At 73.4% G+C, this 17,197-nt stretch carries 23 protein-coding genes; 20 read left to right on the top strand and 3 right to left on the bottom strand.

Features of this window, described 5'->3' with window-relative positions:
- Positions 1-14: 14 nt before the first annotated feature.
- Positions 15-860, bottom strand: coding sequence for a response regulator transcription factor (locus ACGFXC_RS29375; RefSeq protein ID WP_393717762.1), 846 nt, complete (start codon positions 858-860; stop codon positions 15-17).
- A gap of 473 nt (positions 861-1,333) precedes the next feature.
- Between ACGFXC_RS29375 and ACGFXC_RS29370 the strand changes: the two genes are divergently transcribed.
- The 13 genes from ACGFXC_RS29370 (at position 1,334) to ACGFXC_RS29310 (ending at position 10,882) form a co-directional block, all read left to right on the top strand.
- Complete coding sequence (locus ACGFXC_RS29370) at positions 1,334-1,588, top strand: MoaD/ThiS family protein (RefSeq protein WP_393717760.1); 255 nt, start codon at positions 1,334-1,336, stop codon at positions 1,586-1,588.
- A gap of 10 nt (positions 1,589-1,598) precedes the next feature.
- The gene (locus ACGFXC_RS29365; RefSeq protein WP_393717758.1) at positions 1,599-3,239 is read left to right on the top strand and encodes a hypothetical protein; all 1,641 of its coding nucleotides are present in this window, start codon (positions 1,599-1,601) and stop codon (positions 3,237-3,239) included.
- 65 nt (positions 3,240-3,304) lie between these two features.
- A complete protein-coding gene (locus tag ACGFXC_RS29360; RefSeq protein WP_393717756.1) occupies positions 3,305-4,021 on the top strand; it encodes a DUF2993 domain-containing protein in 717 nt (238 codons plus the stop codon).
- Between the two features lie 155 nt (positions 4,022-4,176).
- Positions 4,177-4,266, top strand: coding sequence for an Ms5788A family Cys-rich leader peptide (locus tag ACGFXC_RS29355; protein ID WP_350875872.1), 90 nt, complete (start codon positions 4,177-4,179; stop codon positions 4,264-4,266).
- A gap of 203 nt (positions 4,267-4,469) precedes the next feature.
- A complete protein-coding gene (locus tag ACGFXC_RS29350) occupies positions 4,470-5,315 on the top strand; it encodes a sulfurtransferase (RefSeq protein ID WP_393717754.1) in 846 nt (281 codons plus the stop codon).
- 37 nt (positions 5,316-5,352) lie between these two features.
- A complete protein-coding gene (locus ACGFXC_RS29345; protein ID WP_351831391.1) occupies positions 5,353-5,643 on the top strand; it encodes a DUF1416 domain-containing protein in 291 nt (96 codons plus the stop codon).
- Between the two features lie 132 nt (positions 5,644-5,775).
- Entirely contained in the window at positions 5,776-6,039 is a 264-nt protein-coding gene (locus ACGFXC_RS29340) for a DUF3099 domain-containing protein (RefSeq protein ID WP_393717751.1), read from the top strand.
- Between the two features lie 115 nt (positions 6,040-6,154).
- Positions 6,155-6,907, top strand: a complete 753-nt coding sequence (locus ACGFXC_RS29335; RefSeq protein ID WP_393717750.1) for a hypothetical protein — start codon at positions 6,155-6,157, stop codon at positions 6,905-6,907.
- On the top strand, positions 6,904-7,725 hold the full coding sequence (locus ACGFXC_RS29330; protein ID WP_393717749.1) for a hypothetical protein: 822 nt from the start codon (positions 6,904-6,906) through the stop codon (positions 7,723-7,725). The genes ACGFXC_RS29335 and ACGFXC_RS29330 overlap by 4 nt, the downstream gene beginning before the upstream one ends.
- On the top strand, positions 7,722-8,531 hold the full coding sequence (locus tag ACGFXC_RS29325) for a hypothetical protein (RefSeq protein ID WP_393717748.1): 810 nt from the start codon (positions 7,722-7,724) through the stop codon (positions 8,529-8,531). Before ACGFXC_RS29330 ends, ACGFXC_RS29325 begins: the two co-directional genes overlap by 4 nt.
- 283 nt (positions 8,532-8,814) lie before the next feature.
- The gene (locus ACGFXC_RS29320; RefSeq protein WP_393717746.1) at positions 8,815-9,387 is read left to right on the top strand and encodes an FABP family protein; all 573 of its coding nucleotides are present in this window, start codon (positions 8,815-8,817) and stop codon (positions 9,385-9,387) included.
- Positions 9,388-9,454: 67 nt separating this feature from the next.
- On the top strand, positions 9,455-9,880 hold the full coding sequence (locus ACGFXC_RS29315) for a Fur family transcriptional regulator (RefSeq protein WP_393717744.1): 426 nt from the start codon (positions 9,455-9,457) through the stop codon (positions 9,878-9,880).
- A 33-nt stretch (positions 9,881-9,913) separates the two neighbouring features.
- Positions 9,914-10,882: a YgfZ/GcvT domain-containing protein gene (locus tag ACGFXC_RS29310; protein WP_393717742.1), complete on the top strand. Its 969-nt coding sequence runs from the start codon at positions 9,914-9,916 to the stop codon at positions 10,880-10,882.
- A 9-nt stretch (positions 10,883-10,891) separates the two neighbouring features.
- On the opposite strand, the gene dtd is transcribed toward ACGFXC_RS29310, so the two are convergent.
- Complete coding sequence (dtd, locus tag ACGFXC_RS29305) at positions 10,892-11,317, bottom strand: D-aminoacyl-tRNA deacylase (RefSeq protein ID WP_393717740.1); 426 nt, start codon at positions 11,315-11,317, stop codon at positions 10,892-10,894.
- Positions 11,318-11,449: 132 nt separating this feature from the next.
- Here dtd and ACGFXC_RS29300 point away from each other — a divergent pair, with 132 nt between their 5' ends.
- From ACGFXC_RS29300 to ACGFXC_RS29285, 4 genes are all read left to right on the top strand, one after another.
- Positions 11,450-12,067, top strand: a complete 618-nt coding sequence (locus ACGFXC_RS29300; RefSeq protein ID WP_393717738.1) for an AmfC protein — start codon at positions 11,450-11,452, stop codon at positions 12,065-12,067.
- Between the two features lie 69 nt (positions 12,068-12,136).
- Positions 12,137-13,381: a GNAT family N-acetyltransferase gene (locus ACGFXC_RS29295; RefSeq protein WP_393717736.1), complete on the top strand. Its 1,245-nt coding sequence runs from the start codon at positions 12,137-12,139 to the stop codon at positions 13,379-13,381.
- 27 nt (positions 13,382-13,408) lie between these two features.
- On the top strand, positions 13,409-14,203 hold the full coding sequence (locus tag ACGFXC_RS29290) for a putative protein N(5)-glutamine methyltransferase (RefSeq protein ID WP_393717734.1): 795 nt from the start codon (positions 13,409-13,411) through the stop codon (positions 14,201-14,203).
- The gene (locus ACGFXC_RS29285; protein WP_393717732.1) at positions 14,200-15,129 is read left to right on the top strand and encodes a sigma-70 family RNA polymerase sigma factor; all 930 of its coding nucleotides are present in this window, start codon (positions 14,200-14,202) and stop codon (positions 15,127-15,129) included. The genes ACGFXC_RS29290 and ACGFXC_RS29285 overlap by 4 nt, the downstream gene beginning before the upstream one ends.
- Before the next feature lie 28 nt (positions 15,130-15,157).
- Here the strand turns inward: ACGFXC_RS29285 and ACGFXC_RS29280 are convergent, their stop codons facing one another.
- A complete protein-coding gene (locus ACGFXC_RS29280) occupies positions 15,158-15,496 on the bottom strand; it encodes a DoxX family protein (RefSeq protein WP_393717730.1) in 339 nt (112 codons plus the stop codon).
- A 191-nt stretch (positions 15,497-15,687) separates the two neighbouring features.
- Between ACGFXC_RS29280 and ACGFXC_RS29275 the strand changes: the two genes are divergently transcribed.
- The 3 genes from ACGFXC_RS29275 (at position 15,688) to ACGFXC_RS29265 (ending at position 17,187) form a co-directional block, all read left to right on the top strand.
- Positions 15,688-16,110 carry a helix-turn-helix domain-containing protein gene (locus ACGFXC_RS29275; protein ID WP_393717728.1) on the top strand — a complete coding sequence of 141 codons (423 nt, stop codon included), beginning with the start codon at positions 15,688-15,690 and terminating at the stop codon, positions 16,108-16,110.
- Positions 16,111-16,133: 23 nt separating this feature from the next.
- Positions 16,134-16,736 (top strand): hypothetical protein, encoded by a 603-nt coding sequence (locus tag ACGFXC_RS29270; protein ID WP_393717726.1) that lies wholly within the window; start codon positions 16,134-16,136, stop codon positions 16,734-16,736.
- Between the two features lie 115 nt (positions 16,737-16,851).
- Positions 16,852-17,187: a DUF2516 family protein gene (locus ACGFXC_RS29265; protein WP_351825624.1), complete on the top strand. Its 336-nt coding sequence runs from the start codon at positions 16,852-16,854 to the stop codon at positions 17,185-17,187.
- Positions 17,188-17,197 lie beyond the last annotated feature (10 nt).

Raw genomic sequence — 17,197 nt, 5'->3', positions numbered from 1 at the left:
CTACGCGGGGTGACCTACCTCTGGGCAGGGCGTCCGGCCGAGTGGATGGTCACAGCGGATTCCTCCGTCCGGGGGAGCCCCGCCCCCTGCCCGCCGCGCTGGTCGGGGCCGGTGGCACCGGCCACCGTCAGCTTCGCGGCGGCCCGCTCGGCGGCGCGCTCGGCGGCCTCCGCGGCCGCCCGCTCCACCTTCTCCGGCGTGACGAAGCGGTACCCGACGTTGCGGACCGTGCCGATCAGCGACTCGTGCTCGGGGCCGAGCTTGGCGCGCAGCCGCCGTACGTGGACGTCGACCGTGCGGGTGCCGCCGAAGTAGTCGTAGCCCCACACCTCCTGGAGCAGCTGGGCCCGGGTGAAGACCCGGCCCGGGTGCTGGGCGAGGTACTTGAGCAGCTCGAACTCCTTGAAGGTCAGGTCCAGGACCCGGCCCTTCAGCTTGGCGCTGTACGTCGCCTCGTCGACCGACAGGTCCCCGTTGCGGATCTCCATCGGGGAGTCGTCCGAGCCCAGCTGCTGGCGGCCGGTGGCCAGCCGCAGCCGCGCCTCGACCTCGGCCGGTCCGGCGGTGTCCAGGAGGACGTCGTCGATGCCCCAGTCGGCGGTGACGGCGGCCAGGCCGCCCTCGGTGACGACCAGGAGGAGCGGGCAGCCGGGTCCGGTGGACCGCAGCAGCTGGCAGAGCGACCGCACCTGCGGCAGATCGCGGCGGCCGTCGACGAGGATCACGTCGGCGCCGGGGGTGTCCACCAGGGCCGGCCCCTCGGCGGGGGCGACCCGTACGTTGTGCAGCAGCAGGCCGAGTGCGGGCAGCACCTCGCTGGACGGCTGCAGGGCGTTGGTCAGCAGCAGGAGAGAACTCATGCCCGACCACCTGCCCGGGTCGGGTGGTCGTGCACGTGCGGGTGCACGGTTCGCTGGTCCATCACGTCGGTTCCTCCTCGGTCCCGTCGAGGACGTGCGTGGTACTGCTTCGTACGACTGGCCTGGTCTCCGGCCCGTCCCCCGCGCCCTGGGGTCCGGATGGACACCGTTGTTCCCGTTCCGTTCAACGTGCTGAAAGCACAAAAGGACCCGGGGGCTACGTTGCCCGGATCCTCTACACCGCCAGAATAGCCCACCGGCCCTTTGGGGGCCGAGGGCCGCTGCGCACCGCATTCTGTGGTTCTTCCCACGCCTTCCCCCTGCGTATGCCCCGGTTTCACCGGATCGGTGGACCCCCGGCGGAGTCTCCGGGCGCACCCGGGGCGTGCTGACGCACGCCCGGGCGGTGACCCGGAGGGGTCATCATGGAGGCCGGCGGTAGAGAGCCGACGGAGCCGACGATAGGAGCTGCAGTGGCAACGGGAACCATCCGCTACTGGGCGGCGGCCAAAGCCGCGGCCGGGACGGCGGAGGAGCCGTACGCGGCGCGCACCCTGGCCGAGGCGCTCGACGCCGCGCGGGAACGCCACCCGGGTGAACTGACCCGGGTCCTCCTGCGATGCTCCTTCCTCGTGAACGAAGAGCCCGTGGGCAAGCGCCCGCACGATGCCGTCCCGCTGACCGAAGGGGGCACCGTCGAGGTGCTCCCGCCGTTCGCGGGCGGGTGAGCGGGGACCGATGAGCACTCCCGAAGAACAGCGGCCGCGGCGACACCGCCGGGAACCGCAGGAGCAGCAGGAGCAGGACCCGTACGGGACCCAGACCTGGCAGTCCGACACCTGGGACACCAGCTACCAGCCGGTGCAGCCGCCGGCGCCCCGGGCCCCGCAGGCCGCGCCGGACCCCGTCCCCGGGCAGCCCGTGGCGCCCGAGGGCTGGTTCCGCGACGAGGCGCCGGGGCAGGTGCCGTGGCCGTCCGGCCCGGGCGGCGAGAGTTCCGCCGGTTCCGCCGGGCAGCCGCAGCAGGCGGCTCCCGACGGCTGGGTCCGCGACCCGGCGCCGGTTCAGCAGCCCGTCCAGCAGCCCGTCCAGCAGGAGTGGTCCCAGGCCGCGCCCTGGCAGCAGGCTCCGGCGGCGCCCGGCGCGGGGGCCGAGCAGACCGCGTACCTGCCTCCGGTGCGGGACTTCGCCGCCGAGCAGACCGCCTACCCGCCGCCGGTGCGCGAGCAGCAGTGGTCCCAGGCCGCGCCCTGGCAGCAGGCTCCGGCGGCGCCCGGCGCGGGGGCCGAGCAGACCGCGTACCTGCCTCCGGTGCAGGACTTCGCCGCCGAGCAGACGGCGTACCTGCCGCCCGTGCAGGAACCCGCCGCCGAGCAGACCGCCTACCTGCCGCCCGTGCGGGACCGGCAGGCCGCGCCCGAGGCGTGGTTCCGCGAGGAAGCCCAGGCCCCGGCCCCCGGCGCGGCTCCCGCCGCCCCGCAGGGCTGGGCCGCCGCTCCCGAACCGGCCGCCGAGCGGACCGCGTACCTGCCCCCGGTGCCGGCCGCACCGCAGGCCGACGCGCCGCAGCCGGCGTCCGGGGCCGACTACTCCCCGCCCACCCTCGGCGGGAACACCCTGCGCGCGGTCGACCCCGCGCAGGCCCGCGCCGAGGGCCGCTCGCCGATCATCGACCCGGGTCCGCAGCCGGCCATACTGACCGCCGCCCTCGGCCTGCTGATGGCCGGGGCCGCCGCGTTCGGCCAGTACGGGCTGCTCCTGCCGCTGATCGCCCTCCAGGGCCTCACCGCGGCCGGCTGGTTCCGCCTCAACGGCATGTGGCCGGCCCGCCAGGGCATCGCCCTCGCCTTCCTCGGGGCCCTCGCCGCGGACGCCGCGGTGCTCGCGGTGGGCCGGCCGAACGGCCCCGGCGCGATCATCGGCACCCTCGGCGCCTGGGTGCTGCTCACGCTGGTGCTCCAGCTGCGCAGCCACGCGGACCCCGACGAGCGGATGTACGGGCTGATGGCCTCGGTGACCTCCGCCGCCCTGGCCATCGTGTGCGCCGGCTACCTGGCCGCCGACGGGCGGGCGGTGAGCGTCGGCGCCGCCGCCGTGGCCGTCGCCGTGTTCGCCCGGGCCCTGCCGCTGCCGACCATGCCCTCCGTCGGCGTCTCGCTGGCCGCCGCGGCCGGTGCGGGCATCGCGGTGGGCGGACTGACCGGCATGGGGGCGGGCGGGGCGCTGCTCGGCCTGGCCGCCGGGGTGTGCGCGCTGATCGGGCTGCGCGTGGCCGCGTACGACTACCCGTCGAAGTTCGTCCACATGACGGCCGGTGTCGCGCTGCCGCTGGCGGCGGCCGCTCCCGCCGTCTACCTGATCGGCCGGGTGGTGGGCTGACGGCGTCCTCACGGCGGACCGTGGTCCACTAGAACGCACGTACCGAAGAGTAGGGGGAGGGTCCGTTGCGTTTCCTGCGTTTCTTGGTGATCGTCGCAGTGGTGCTGGGAGCTTTGTTCGTGGGGGTGGACCGCTGGGCGGTCGGCTACGCGGAGAACCGGCTGGCCGAGGAGGTCCGCTCCCGCCAGGGCCTGGCGGGCAGTGCGGAGGTCGAGATACACGGCTTCCCGTTCCTGACCCAGGCGCTCAGCCACGACCTCGATCAGGTGGACCTGCAGCTGAAGGGCATCGAGGCGGAGGCGGACGGCCGCAAGACGCGGCTGACGCAGATCGACGCCAGCTTCCACGAGGTGAAGCTGAACGACGGCTACACCGGCGGCACCGCCAAGCGGGCCGAGGGCACCGCGCTGATGTCCTACGCGGACCTCACCGAGGCCTCGCAGAGCGGGGTGACCCTCACCTACGGCGGTGCGCCCGGCAAGGTGAAGGTGACCGCGACCCTGGAGTTCCTGGGCCGGAGCCTGACCCGCGACGTGGTGGCGACCGTCGCCCTGGTGGACGCGAAGGACTCCAAGGGCGGCAAGGTCGTCCGCGTCCGGGCCGATTCGGTGCCCGGCGAGGGCCTTCCCGGGATCGAGAGCGCGATCCGCAAGCGGACCGACTTCGACCGCCGGATCGACGAGGGCCTGCCCTCCGGGCTGCGGCTGACCGCGCTGACCTCGGACGAGGCCGGCGTCCACCTCACGCTGAACGGCTCGGACGTGGTGCTGGCCGGATCGTGAGACGCCACGGTCCGATCCGCAGATGGACGGGCCGCACGCAGAGCCCCGGAGGCCGCCAGGCGGCCGTCCGGGGCTTTCGTATCCCACCATGCGGACGATCCTGTCTCGCCATATGACACACCGGTGACAGGGCGGCCGATTCGTCCCTACGATCCATGGCTATGAAGCATCAGCAGGCGGATCTCACGAAGCGGCGGGCAGTAGACCTGTGTCGCGTCGCCGCCATGCTCTGTCGCTCCATGTAGCGGTGTGAGCCTTCCCGCTCCACCCGCCGGACGACGGCCTTCCGTCGCGGCGTGACCGCCCCGCTTCCCGCCCCGTGCCCCCTGTCGCCTCCCCGCGCAGGACCCGGGCGCGCCACCCGGAACGGCACGTACGCACCCGTACCGCACAGCCCCGCAGCAGCACCAGCACAGCCCCGCCGCACACTGCCCCGGAGGAGAACACCATGAGCCGCAGCGACGTCCTCGTAGACGCCGACTGGGTCGAGGCCCACCTGAACGACGCCGACGTCGTGGTCGTCGAGGTGGACGAGGACACGTCCGCGTACGACAAGAACCACATCACCAACGCCGTCCGGATCGACTGGAAGACCGACCTCCAGGACCCGGTCCGCCGCGACTTCGTGGACCAGGAGGGCTTCGAGAAGCTCCTCTCGGCCAAGGGCATCTCCAACGACGACACCGTCGTCCTCTACGGCGGCAACAACAACTGGTTCGCGTCCTACGCCTACTGGTACTTCAAGCTGTACGGCCACCAGGACGTCAAGCTCCTCGACGGCGGCCGCAAGAAGTGGGAGCTCGACTCCCGCGACCTGGTCGACGGCAAGGACGTCCCGAACCGCCCGGCCACCCAGTACAAGGCCAAGGCCCAGGACACCTCCATCCGCGCCTTCCGCGACGACGTCGTGGCCGCCATCGGCTCCCTGAACCTGGTCGACGTCCGCTCGCCCGACGAGTTCTCCGGCAAGCTGCTCGCCCCGGCGCACCTCCCGCAGGAGCAGTCGCAGCGCCCCGGCCACGTGCCGAGCGCCCGCAACATCCCGTGGTCGAAGAACGCCAACGACGACGGCACCTTCAAGTCCGACGACGAGCTCACCGCCCTCTACGAGGCCGAGCAGGTCGACCTGGCGAAGGACACCATCGCCTACTGCCGCATCGGTGAGCGCTCCGCGCTCACGTGGTTCGTGCTGCACGAGCTCCTGGGGCAGGAGAACGTCAAGAACTACGACGGCTCGTGGACCGAGTACGGCTCGCTCGTCGGCGTGCCGATCGAGCTCGGCGCCAACAAGTAAGACGGCCGCAGTACCTCTCTAGGACAGGACAGAGAACATGTGTGGAGCACAGATCGGCGGGCCCGACCTCGCGACGCTCAAGCCCGGTGAGACCGCGATCCAGGGCCAGGTGACCAAGGACGGCGAGCCCGTGAGCGGATACGTCCGCCTGCTGGACTCGACCGGCGAGTTCACCGCGGAGGTCCCGACCTCCGCCACCGGCCAGTTCCGCTTCTACGCGGCCGAGGGCTCCTGGACGCTGCGCGCGCTCGTGCCGGGCGCCCAGGCCGACCGCGCCGTAGTGGTCGCCGAGGCCGGCGGCGTGACGGACGTCGCCATCGCGGTCTGAGCCCCACGACCGCACACCGCTGAACCGGCCGAAGGGCCGCACCCCCGGGGGTTGGACGCCACTGGACCGGGGTGCGGCCCTTCGTGCCGTCCACGCCCTTGCCCGCCGGGCGTTCGGGCCTACGCTGGAGGTATGTACGCCCGGCGCCGGCGCGCCTACTTCCTGCTCATGGGCGGATGCCTGTTCCTCTTCGTCTCCGCCTGGTCCTTCGTGCGCCTGTTCTCGGTCGCGGCGGCGGTGGCCCTGTGCGTGGTCGCGATGGTCATCCCGCCGGTCGCCGCGATGGTCGCGAACCGCCGGGGCCCCGACGACCGCTGGTGGGACGACCCCTCCGGCGACCCGAAGTCGGACGAGTGGTGGGACGAACTGGACGGAAAACGGCGTCACGAGGACTGAATCCGAGCCGGATATAAGACCGTAATAAAGATCCGTACAACGCCTCGCGGACCAAGGGTGTCTTCGGTGTGCACGGGTAACCGAACCCGCGCCTCCAGTCCTGTGGGGGACCCCTTTGGAACACGCACCGCCCCTCCCCGAGCTGCGCGGAGCGCCGCGCCGCCGGGGACGCACGCCCCTCCTGATCGTGGCCGCCCTGGTCCTCGGAGCCGTCGCCGGCACGGCCACGGGCTACGCGGTCCAGTACCACCGCGCCCCCACGCCGCTGGCGCCGCTGGCCCAGCAGGAGCTGCCGGCCCCCCGGGCGCTCGCCGCGGACGACGCCACGACGCGCAGGTCGGTCAACGCCAACCGCTGGCACGCGACGGACGGCGACCTCGTCGACCTGCTCGTCGAACCGCCCGCGGACGCGAAGGCCCTCGACCGGGGCTACGACAGCATCGACGCCTTCACGGCCGACTTCGAGGAGCCGGACCTGCTGTTCCGCGTCATGGAGAAGGACGGCTTCCGCCGGGCCGCCTCGGCGCACTGGGTGCAGGGCGACATCGACGTGCTGGTCCAGCTGGTCCAGTTCAAGGACTTCTCCGGCGCGGACGGGTTCCAGCAGGGGCAGGCCGCGTACCTGCCCGAGGCCAAGTACGCGGGCAACGGCGGCGTGTCCCTCCCCGGGGTCTCCCCGGAGGCCGGGCGGGCGTGGGTGTACTCGAAGACCAGCCAGGAACCGGGGTACCTGCCGATCCGCGAAGCCCGGGCGGTGGCCCGCAGGGGCGACACCGTCGTCCTGGTCTACTACGCGGACAAGCGGGCCCGTGACATCGCCGAGGGCGCCGTCACCGACCTGGCCAAGCGACAGCTGGAGCGACTGTGACCGACGTGACGGACGACGCGACGGCCGACGCACCCGCCGACGCCCCCCTGGACGCCTCCGCCCCCGCGCCCGCGCGCGCCCGGTGGCGCGGCGGGCCGCCGGCCCTCATCGCCGCCGCCGCGGCCCTGGTCCTGCTCGCCGGCGGTGGCGTCTGGGCGTACGCGGCGGTCTCCGGTGCCGACCGCGGCGCCCCCACCGCCTACTGGGTGCCCGCCGGGAAGACCGCACCGAAGCCGGACGCGCCGGCGAACGTACCCCCGACCCCGCTCTCCGCCAAGCTGCTCCAGCGTCCCGGACCCGGCTTCGAGCCGGGCCCCGACCTGGGCGGCGACGGGAACGACTTCGCCGTGAGCGGGGAGCAGGCCACCGAGGGGTTCAAGAAGGCCCGCGGGGGCCTGTCCACCTCGGAGCGGGCGAAGCGCGACGAGGTGCTCGCCGGGCTCAGGCTGGGAGGCCTGGCGGGGCGCACCTGGAAGCGGCTCGAAGGGCCCGCGCTGGTCCTGGAGATCCAGCTCGTGCAGGCCGACCCGAAGGCCGTCCAGGGCTTCACCGAGGTGTCCAAGACGTTCATGGACGCGCTCGGCGACGACCGCGACGCGCCCAGGGTCGAGGGGTTCCCGGACGCCCGGTGCGCGCTGAGCGCGGTGGGCGACCCGAGGGACCCGAAGCTCGACTCCCTCACCTGTGTGGGCGTCCAGGGCGACGTCATGGTCAGCTTCCGCGCCTCCGGGCCGAAGAAGAACTTTCCGACATCCGAAGCCGCCGGGTTCTTCAAGGACCAGCTGACCCGCGTGAAGTCCCCCGGGGAGTCCGTGTGACCGAGCAGACCGCCACCGCCCCCGAAGCCGCCCCCGGGCCCGCGCCCGCCCCGCGCCGCGCGCTGCGCGCCGCCCTGCGCTGGACGGCCGCCGTGCTCGTCTTCGCCGCCGCCGGCACGGGGGCCGCGTACGGGATGCTCCAGCCCGAGCGCACCGACCTGCCGGGCCTCGCCACCCGCGGCGACGGGCGCTGGAGCTACCCGGCCCTGGCCAAGCCCGCCCTGCCGCCCGGCGCCGCCCTGCCCTTCGCCGAGGACAACCCGGACGGCATCCACTACGCCGGTCTGACCCAGCTGCTCCTCCCGGCCCCGACGGGTTCCTCCCCGGATCCCGCGCTGAAGCCGGAGAAGGACTCCGTGATCGCCGTCGACACCTTCCTGGAGGAGTACGGGGCCACCGCGCGCCAGAAGATGAAGCAGGGGTTCACCGACAACGGCCTGCGCCAGATCGTGGGCCGCGGCTGGACCACCGCGGACGGCGTACGGACCCGGGTCTACCTGCTGCGCTTCACCGCGTCCGGCTTCGCCGACACCTTCACCGGCTGCGGCGCCGACATGAACCTGAACGGCGTCAACCGGATGGAGACGGACGACCTCTGGGGCAGGGCCCGGGTCGCGCACGACGCCCCGTCCTCCGACGGCGTGAAGGTCATGGAGGAGTCCGTGCCCTTCGGGGACGAGCAGATCCGGGCCGGCTGCGTCGGCTCGGGCGACGTCCGGGCGGTGATCCTCCAGAGCCGCGCGGGCGGGACCCCCGCCGTCCCCCTGCACCAGGCGGTGATCCTCCAGGACCAGCTGCTGCGCTGACGGCCCGCCCGTACCGGGGCGGTACCGCCCCGGTACGGCCTACCTCATAGGGTGCGCCGGTTCCCGGGCCAGTAGGCTGGGGGACCGGTCCGTACACCGCCCCGAATCCTCCGAGGAGCACCCCGTGCTTGAGGCAGTCTTCACCTCTCTGCTGGTCCTGGTCTGCGTCGGCGTCATGGCCTTCACCGGCCTGGCCGTCAAGAAGCTGTACCAGGGTCAGCGCTAGCAGCCGACCGGCCGACCGCCCCGGAACCCCTCACACAGATCGCCTGAGCCTCCCATCATGATCCAGATCCCGTCCGACCTGAACCCGGGCCTCGTCCCGCTCGCCTTCCTCCTCGGAAACTGGGAGGGCGCGGGCGTCTTCGACTTCCCGGGCGAGGAGAAGTGCAACTTCGGCCAGGAAGTCGTCTTCAGCCACGACGGCCGGGACTTCCTGGAGTACACCTCCCACACCTGGGTCCTCGACGCCGAGGGCAACAAGGTGCGCCCGCTGGAGTCCGAGTCGGGCTTCTGGCGCATCGACGCGGACCGCAAGGTCGAGATCGTCATGGTCCGCGACCAGGGCGTCGTCGAGGTCTGGTACGGCGACCTCGCCCACCAGAAGCCCCAGATCGACGTGGTCACCGACGCGGTGGCGCGCACGGCCGCCTCCGGCCCCTACAGCGGCGGAAAGCGCCTCTACGGGTACGTGAAGAGCGACCTGATGTGGGTCGGCGAGAAGGCCACCCCCGACGTCGAGCTGCGCCCGTACATGTCGGCCCAGCTCAAGAAGGTCGTCACCCCGGAGGAGATCGCGGACATGGCGCGCAACCTCCCCGAGCTCCCCGAGGACGGCATCGCCTTCTTCCGCTGAGCCCACCGGGAAAGGAAGGGGACCACGGGCTCGCCCGCGGTCCCCTTCCCGCGCTTACACTGGCCGGGTGGTGACCACCGACTGGAAGAGCGACCTGCGGCAGCGCGGCTACCGGCTGACACCGCAGCGCCAGCTTGTGCTGGAAGCCGTCGACGCCCTGGAACACGCCACCCCCGACGAGATCCTCGTCGAGGTGCGCAAGACCGCCTCCGGGGTCAACATCTCCACCGTGTACCGGACGCTGGAGCTCCTGGAGGAGCTGAAGCTGGTCTCGCACGCCCACCTCGGGCACGGCGCGCCCACCTACCACCTCGCCGACCGGCATCACCACATCCACCTCGTCTGCCGCGAGTGCACCGGCGTGATCGAGGCGGACCTCGATGTCGCCGCCGAATTCACCGAGAAGCTGCGCGCCACCTTCGGCTTCGAGACGGACATGAAGCACTTCGCGATCTTCGGCCTGTGCGAGCAGTGCGCCGCCAAGTGCCCTTAGGGCCCCCGGCGGCGGGGTCGTACGCTTGGTGCCATGACCAGCAGCCCCTTGCTCCATCTTCCCGGTGCCGTACCCGCCGAAGGCCGTGACGAGGGCGTCGCCGCCCACTACGGAGAGCTCTACGGCGAACAGCGCGCCCTCGCCGGCGGCCGGGGCTTCGTCGACCTCTCCCACCGCGGGGTCGTCACCGTCACCGGCCCGGACCGGCTGAGCTGGCTGCACCTGCTGATCACCCAGCACGTCAGCGAGCTCCCGGCCGGACAGGCCACCGAGGCGCTGATCCTCTCCGCCAACGGGCACATCGAGCACGCGCTCTACCTCGTCGACGACGGCGAGAGCGTCTGGGCCCACGTCGAGCCCGGCACCCAGGAGGCGCTGATCGCCTACCTGGAGGCGATGAAGTTCTTCTACCGCGTCGAAGTCGCCGACCGCACCGCCGAGTTCGCCGTCGTCCACCTCCCGGCCGGCTCGATCGCCGAGCTGCCCGGAACGTACGCCGTGCGCGAGACCGCGTACGGCCGCGACGTGTTCCTGCCCCGGGACGGCCTGGAGGCCTTCGCCGCCGGGCACGGCCCCGCCGCCGGGCTGCTGGCCTACGAGGCCCTGCGCGTCGAGGGCCACCGGCCCCGGCTCGGCCAGGAGACCGACCACCGCACCATTCCGCACGAGCTCGGCTGGATCGGCACCGCGGTGCACCTCCAGAAGGGCTGCTACCGCGGCCAGGAGACGGTCGCGCGCGTCCACAACCTGGGCAAGCCCCCGCGCCGCCTGGTCTTCCTGCACCTGGACGGTTCCGAGGTGCTGCTCCCGCCGCACGGCGCGCCCGTCCGGCTCGCCGCGGACGGCGAGGAGGGCCGTCAGCTCGGCTTCGTCACCACCGCCGTGCGCCACCACGAGCTCGGCCCCATCGCCCTGGCCCTGGTCAAGCGGAACGTGCCCGTGGACGCTCCGCTGCTGGCCGGGGGCACGGCCGCTGCGCAGGAGGTCGTGGTGGCGCCGTAGCCCGCCGGGCTACATGTCGATGACGACGGTGAACGGGCCGTCGTTCGTCAGCGAGACCCGCATCTGCGCGCCGAACCGGCCCGTCTGCACCGTCGCGCCCAGCGAGCGCAGCTGCGCCACCACCTCGTCGACCAGCGGCTCGGCCACCGGGCCGGGCGCGGCCGCGTTCCAGGTGGGGCGGCGGCCCTTGCGGGCGTCCCCGTACAGCGTGAACTGCGAGATCACCAGCAGCGGCGCCCCGATGTCGCTGCAGGACTTCTCCGCCTCCAGGATCCGCAGCGACCACAGCTTGCGCGCCAGCAGCGCCGCCTTCTCGGGGGTGTCGTCGTGGGTCACCCCCACCAGCACGCACAGCCCCTCGCCGACGATCTCGCCCACCGTCTCGCCGGCCACCACGACGCTCGCGCCGTCCACCCTCTGCACCACTGCTCGCATACCACCTGTGTACCAGGCGTGCACCCGTCCGGGGCCGATCGGGTGGAGTGGGACTGCGTCCACACCACGGAGAGTGGCACCATGCACGCAGGCGGTGCCCCCAGCACCGGTCGAGGGGACGGACACGAACGCATGAACACTCCTGGTACCTCCGCACCTGCACCCGCATCCGCATCCGCACCTGCGCCCGCGGGATCGGCTCCATCCGCGCCGCCCGCGCCGCCGGCCGTGCCGCGGCCGCCCGCGCAGCGCACCGGCGATCCCGTCGGGCCGCTGACCCCCGCCACCGCGCTCGGCCTGCCCGAGCTGCGCGCGCTGCGCCGCGACGCGCAGCGCGACGAGGCCGACCTCAGCTACGTGCGCCGGCTCCTGCACGGCCGCATCGACATCCTGCGCGCCGAACTCGCCCGCCGGACGGACCCCGAGGCGCCGGTGGTGGACCGGCTCTCGGAGATCCTCGCCGACGCCCCGTCCAGCCGCAGCGCCTCCGCCCGCCACGTCACGCTCGGCACCCCGCACAGCGAGGAGTTCCGGCTGCTGGCCGCCGAGATGCTCTCCGACGTGGAACTGTCGGACCTGGACGCGCGCACGGACGCCGAACTGCACGACGCGATGGGCCGGCTGATCGGCTACGAGCAGCAGGTCTCGCGGCGCAGACAACAGCTCCAGCGCACGGCGGACGACTCCAGCGCCGAGATCACCCGCCGCTACCGCGAGGGCGAGGCGCAGGTGGACGACCTGCTGGCGTAGCGCGGCGGCCCGGCTGCCCGGCGGAAATTGGGGCGACCCGTCGCGGTGCGGCCGTTAGCGTGGCCGGTTATGAGTGCAGACGTCCGGCCGATCGCCGCCACCGAACTCCCCCACTGGATGCACACCCTCAGCACCGGATTCCTCGCCCCGCACACCCCCACCGCATCCGATGTGGCGCTGCGCGCCGGACACGGCGACCCGGCCAGGATCCTGGGCGGGTTCGACCCCGTCACCGGACGCTGCGTGGCGACCTTCCGTTCCTTCGCCCAGGAGCTGACCGTGCCCGGCGGGGCGGCCGTCGCGTGCAGCGCGCTCTCCAACGTCGCCGTGCTGCCCACCCACCGCCGCCAGGGCCTGCTGACCCGGATGATGGCGAGCGAACTCGCCGCCGCCCACGCCCGCGGGGACGTCCTGTCGACGCTGATCGCCGCCGAGTACCCGATCTACGGGCGCTACGGCTTCGGCCCGGCGACCTCCCTCGTCGAATGGGAGGTCGACGTCGCGCGCACCGGCCTGGACCGGCACCGGCCGCTGCCCGCCGACGGCGGCCGCATCGACCTGGTCGACGCCGCCGAGGCGCGGCGCGTGGGCCCCGCCCTGCACGAGCGGCTGCGCGCCTCCCGGCACGGCGTGGTCGGCCGCGACGCCCGCTGGTGGGAGCTGGCCACCGGTGAGGTGCAGTACTCCCACCGTCCGTACCGGCCGAAGATGTTCGCCGTGTACCGCACGCCCGGGGGCGAGGCGGCCGGGTTCGTCGCCTACCGCTCCGACGACCACTGGACCGACGCGAAGCTGCCGCGGCAGACCCTGACCGTGACGGACCTGATCGCCCCCACCCCGCAGGCCGAGCGGGCGCTGTGGCACTTCCTGTGCTCCATCGACTGGGTGCTGCGGATACGCACCGGTTTCCGCGCCCCCGACGACCTCCTGCCGGAGCTGCTGGCGGACCCGCGCGCGGCCGCGACGGTGACGGCCGCCGACTTCCTGTGGGTGCGGGTGCTGGACGTCGTACGGGCGCTCGGCGCACGGACGTACGCCGTGCCCGGGGTGCTCGTGCTGGAGGTGGCGGACGAGCACGGCCCGGCGGGCGGCCGCTACCGGCTGGACGCGGGCAGCGGCACGTGTTGCCGTACGGAGGAGCCGGCCGACCTGCGGCTCGACGTGTCCGCGCTGGGCTCGCTGTACCTGGGCGAGGCCTCCGCGGTGCGGCTGGCCGCGCTCGGCCGGCTGACGGGGGAGCGGCCCGGGGCCGTGGAGCTGGCCGACGCGGTGTTCCGCACCGCGCGCAGGCCGTGGTGCCCGGACGTCTTCTGACCGGCCGTCGGCACACTGTCGTGAGCAATGAGGGGACCGAGGGGAACGAGTGACGTGTTGACGATCGTGGAACGGCTGCGCGCGGCGGGCTGCGTCTTCGCCGAGGAAGAGGCGGACCTGCTGGCCGGGGCCGCCACCGATGACGGCCACCTGTCGGGCATGGTCGCCCGCCGGGTGGCCGGGGAACCGCTGGAGCACGTGATCGGCTGGGCGGAGTTCTGCGGGCTGCGGATGGAGGTGGGCGCGGGGGCCTTCGTCCCGCGGCGCCGCACCGAGTTCCTGGTCCAGGAGGCGGTGGCGCTGACCCGGCCCGGCGCCGTGGTCCTCGACCTGTGCTGCGGGGTCGGCGCCCTCGGCGCGGCCGTCGCCGACCGGGTGCCGGGCGGGGTCGAACTGCACGCCGCCGACATCGACCCGGGCGCGCTGGCCTACGCCCGGCGCAACGTGGCCCCGTACGGGGGCGCGGTGTGGGAGGGCGACCTGTACGCGGCGCTGCCCGAGCGGCTGCGGGGGCGCGTGGACACGCTGGTGGTCAACGCCCCGTACGTGCCGACGGAGGAGATCGGGCTGATGCCGTCCGAGGCCCGCGACCACGAGCCGCTGGTCTCCCTCGACGGCGGCGCGGACGGCCTGGACGTCCACCGCCGGGTGGCGGCGGGGGCGTCGGCCTGGCTGGCCCCCGGCGGACACCTGCTGATCGAGACCAGCGCCCGGCAGTCGCCCCTGACGGCGTCCGCGCTGACGGGGGCCGGGCTCGCGGTCCGGGCGGCCGGCTCCGAGGAGCTGTACGCGACCGTGGTCATCGCGACGGCCGGGCTGTGACGGCCCGTACCGGGCAGGACCCGGTGCCGTCCGCCGCGGTCGCGCTGACGGAGCGCTTCGAGGAACACCGGCCCCGGCTGCGGGCCGTGTCCTACCGGATGCTCGGCTCGATGAGCGAGGCCGACGACGCCGTCCAGGAGACCTGGCTGCGGCTGGAGCGCACCGGCGCGGACGGGATCGACAACCTCGGCGGCTGGCTGACGACCGTCGTCGCGCGGGTCTGTCTGAACCTGCTGCGCTCGCGCGCACAGCGCCGCGAGGACCCGCTGGAGCAGCTGGAGACGCGGATCCCCGATCCGGTCATCAGCCCCGAGCGGGGCGTGGATCCGGAGCAGGAGGTGCTGCTCGCCGATTCGGTGGGGCTGGCGCTGATGGTGGTGATGGAGTCGCTGGCGCCGGCGGAGCGGCTGGCGTTCGTCCTGCACGACATGTTCGCCGTCCCGTTCGAGGAGATCGCCCCGCTCGTCGAGAAGTCCGTCGTCGGCACCCGCCAGCTCGCCAGTCGCGCGCGTCGCCGGGTGCGCGGGCAGGCACCGGCCCCCGATCCGGATCCGTCCCGGCAGCGGGAGGCCGTCGACGCGTTCTTCGCCGCCGCGCGGGACGGGGAGTTCGAGGCGCTCGTCGCCGTCCTCGACCCCGACGTGGTGCTGCGTTCCGACGGCGGGGCCGGCGGCCGGCTCACCGTGGTGCTCACCGGGGCCCGGACGGTCGCGGGCCAGGCGGTCACCTTCGGCCCGCTGTCGCCGTTCGTCCGTCCGGTGCTCGTCAACGGCGCCGCCGGTGTCCTGGTGGTCCCGCGGGCGCGGGCGGTGTCGGTGATGGCCTTCACCGTGGTGGGCGGGCGGATCGTCGCGATCGACGTCCTGTCCGACCCGGCCAGGCTGGCGGAGCTCGACCTGTCGGCCCTGGCGGACCGGGAGGGCTGAGCCGTGGCTCCGGCCGTCGCCGCCCCGCTCAGACCAGGGCGAGGACGGCGACGGCCGGCGCCGCGTAGATCATCGGGAAGGCCACGTGGGCGTAGGCGCGGGCCCGCAGGACGGTGATGACGGCCCCGGTGAAGTACGCGACCAGCCCGATCGCGGCGGCCACCCCGACCGCCGGTACGAGGAACCCGGCGAGCAGGCCGAGGGCCCCGGCGATCTTGGCCGCGGCGAGCCGCGTCCACCAGGACGCCGGCACCCCGTACGCGACCAGCGGCTCCACGACGAAGGACGCGCCGCGCAGCATCGAGACGCCGGAGAAGGCGGCCATGAAGGCGGCGACCAGGGTGAGGACGGTGGCGGTGGTGGACATGGCGTGCTCCTCGGCGGTGGGGCGCGGGCCGCGGGGCGTTCCCCGCCGCTCCGGCACCCCTGTGACCCGCGCCGCCGCGCAGGTGTGACAGCCTTCCCGGAAATTCTTCCGGGAACTTCAGCCGCGGTGGGTGTGGGAGCTATTGCAAGCGGGCGCTTGCAATAGTTAGCAGGGTCCGGCAGGATCGGGGCATGGCATCGCTCAACGTCGGAAACCTCGGCGAGTACCTCCGTGAACAGCGGCGGCAGGCCCAGCTTTCGCTGCGGCAGCTCGCCGACGCCGCGGGGGTGTCGAATCCGTACCTGAGCCAGATCGAGCGCGGGCTGCGCAAGCCGAGCGCGGACATCCTCCAGCAGCTGGCCAAGGCGCTGCGGATCTCCGCCGAGACGCTGTACGTGCAGGCCGGGATCCTCGACGAGCGGGACCGGGACGAGGTGGAGACGCGGGCCGTCATCCTCTCCGACCCGTCGGTCAACGAGCGGCAGAAGCAGGTGCTGCTCCAGATCTACGACGCGTTCCGCAGGGAGAACGCGCTGGAGGCGGAGGCTGCCGAGGCCGAGGCCGACGCGACCGGCCCCGGCTCCGACGACACCGCGGTGCCCCCTACGAACTGACTGTGATCCGGGAGGACCAGCACATGGCCATCGCCGATGACCTGAAGAAGACCCTCACCGACCCCACCCCCCTCTACTTCGCCGCCGGCACCGCCGACCTCGCCGTCCAGCAGGCGAAGAAGGTGCCCGGCTTCATCGAGCAGCTGCGCGCCGAGGCCCCCGCCCGCATCGAGGCCGTCAAGAACACCGACACGAAGGCCGTCCAGGACCGGGCGCGCGTCGCCCAGGAGGCCGTCACCTCGAAGGTCGCCGAGGTCTTCGGGGCGATCGACCCCAAGAAGCTGGGCGAGACCGCCCAGGACCTGGCGCTGCGCGGGGTCGGCGTGGCCGCCGAGTACGCCGTCCGGGCCAAGGAGACGTACGACAAGGTCGCCGAGCACGGCGAGCAGACCGTGCGCGCCTGGCGCGGCGAGGTCGCGGACGAGATCGTGGACATCGCCGGCGCCGTGGAGCCCGAGCCCACTGCCGTCCCGGAGCCCGCAGCTGCCCCGGAGCCCGCCGCCGAGCCCGCTCCGGCCGCCGAGGCGTCCGTGGACGGCGTGGACGGCGAGAAGCCCGCGAAGAAGAGCGCCGCCCGCCGTGGCGCGGCCAAGAAGGCGACCGTCCCGGCCGGCGACGGGAGCTGACCGGGGGAGAACGGGCCGGGCACCAGCGCGGTGCCCGGTTCGTTGCCGTTTCGGAAAGCGGCTGCGACGGTAGCGTGGAGTCAGGTGTGCCCGAGGTGAGAAGGCGGTCGAGACGATGCTGATGCAGGGGTTCAACAACGGGGTGCTCCCGTTGCTCGGCTACGCCATGCTGGCGCTCGCCGTCGTGGCCTTGGTCTTCGCGGTGATCGCCCGCGAGGACGCCTACCGGGCCGCCGACAAGCAGACCAAGACCTTCTGGTGCGTGGTCCTCGGCGTCACCGTCCTGGTGGACTTCTTCCTCGGGATGCTGTTCCTGCAGATCGCCGGCCTCGTGGCGACCATCGTGTTCATGGTCGACGTGCGCCCCGCCCTCAAGCAGGTCTCCGGCGGCCCCCGCCGGGGCGGCAGCAGCAGCGACGGACCGTACGGCCCCTACAACGGCGGCCGCTGACCGGCGCGGG

The sequence above is a fragment of the Streptomyces sp. NPDC048507 genome, from assembly GCF_043199995.1.
Classification (GTDB): Bacteria; Actinomycetota; Actinomycetes; order Streptomycetales; family Streptomycetaceae; genus Streptomyces.
The sequence above is the reverse complement of the archived record's forward strand: the minus strand, read 5'-3'. Positions and strand labels throughout refer to the sequence as shown.

Bases quoted from the DNA above. Each gene is read 5' to 3' on its own strand.
- ACGFXC_RS29375 (WP_393717762.1), bottom strand. From the start codon at position 860: ATGAGTTCTCTCCTGCTGCTGACCAACGCCCTGCAGCCGTCCAGCGAG.
- ACGFXC_RS29365 (WP_393717758.1), top strand. From the start codon at position 1,599: ATGAGCACTCCCGAAGAACAGCGGCCGCGGCGACACCGCCGGGAACCG.
- ACGFXC_RS29355 (WP_350875872.1), top strand. From the start codon at position 4,177: ATGGCTATGAAGCATCAGCAGGCGGATCTCACGAAGCGGCGGGCAGTA.
- ACGFXC_RS29350 (WP_393717754.1), top strand. From the start codon at position 4,470: ATGAGCCGCAGCGACGTCCTCGTAGACGCCGACTGGGTCGAGGCCCAC.
- ACGFXC_RS29345 (WP_351831391.1), top strand. From the start codon at position 5,353: ATGTGTGGAGCACAGATCGGCGGGCCCGACCTCGCGACGCTCAAGCCC.
- ACGFXC_RS29340 (WP_393717751.1), top strand. From the start codon at position 5,776: ATGTACGCCCGGCGCCGGCGCGCCTACTTCCTGCTCATGGGCGGATGC.
- ACGFXC_RS29320 (WP_393717746.1), top strand. From the start codon at position 8,815: ATGATCCAGATCCCGTCCGACCTGAACCCGGGCCTCGTCCCGCTCGCC.
- ACGFXC_RS29310 (WP_393717742.1), top strand. From the start codon at position 9,914: ATGACCAGCAGCCCCTTGCTCCATCTTCCCGGTGCCGTACCCGCCGAA.
- dtd (WP_393717740.1), bottom strand. From the start codon at position 11,317: ATGCGAGCAGTGGTGCAGAGGGTGGACGGCGCGAGCGTCGTGGTGGCC.
- ACGFXC_RS29300 (WP_393717738.1), top strand. From the start codon at position 11,450: ATGAACACTCCTGGTACCTCCGCACCTGCACCCGCATCCGCATCCGCA.
- ACGFXC_RS29295 (WP_393717736.1), top strand. From the start codon at position 12,137: ATGAGTGCAGACGTCCGGCCGATCGCCGCCACCGAACTCCCCCACTGG.
- ACGFXC_RS29290 (WP_393717734.1), top strand. From the start codon at position 13,409: ATGAGGGGACCGAGGGGAACGAGTGACGTGTTGACGATCGTGGAACGG.
- ACGFXC_RS29280 (WP_393717730.1), bottom strand. From the start codon at position 15,496: ATGTCCACCACCGCCACCGTCCTCACCCTGGTCGCCGCCTTCATGGCC.
- ACGFXC_RS29275 (WP_393717728.1), top strand. From the start codon at position 15,688: ATGGCATCGCTCAACGTCGGAAACCTCGGCGAGTACCTCCGTGAACAG.
- ACGFXC_RS29270 (WP_393717726.1), top strand. From the start codon at position 16,134: ATGGCCATCGCCGATGACCTGAAGAAGACCCTCACCGACCCCACCCCC.
- ACGFXC_RS29265 (WP_351825624.1), top strand. From the start codon at position 16,852: ATGCTGATGCAGGGGTTCAACAACGGGGTGCTCCCGTTGCTCGGCTAC.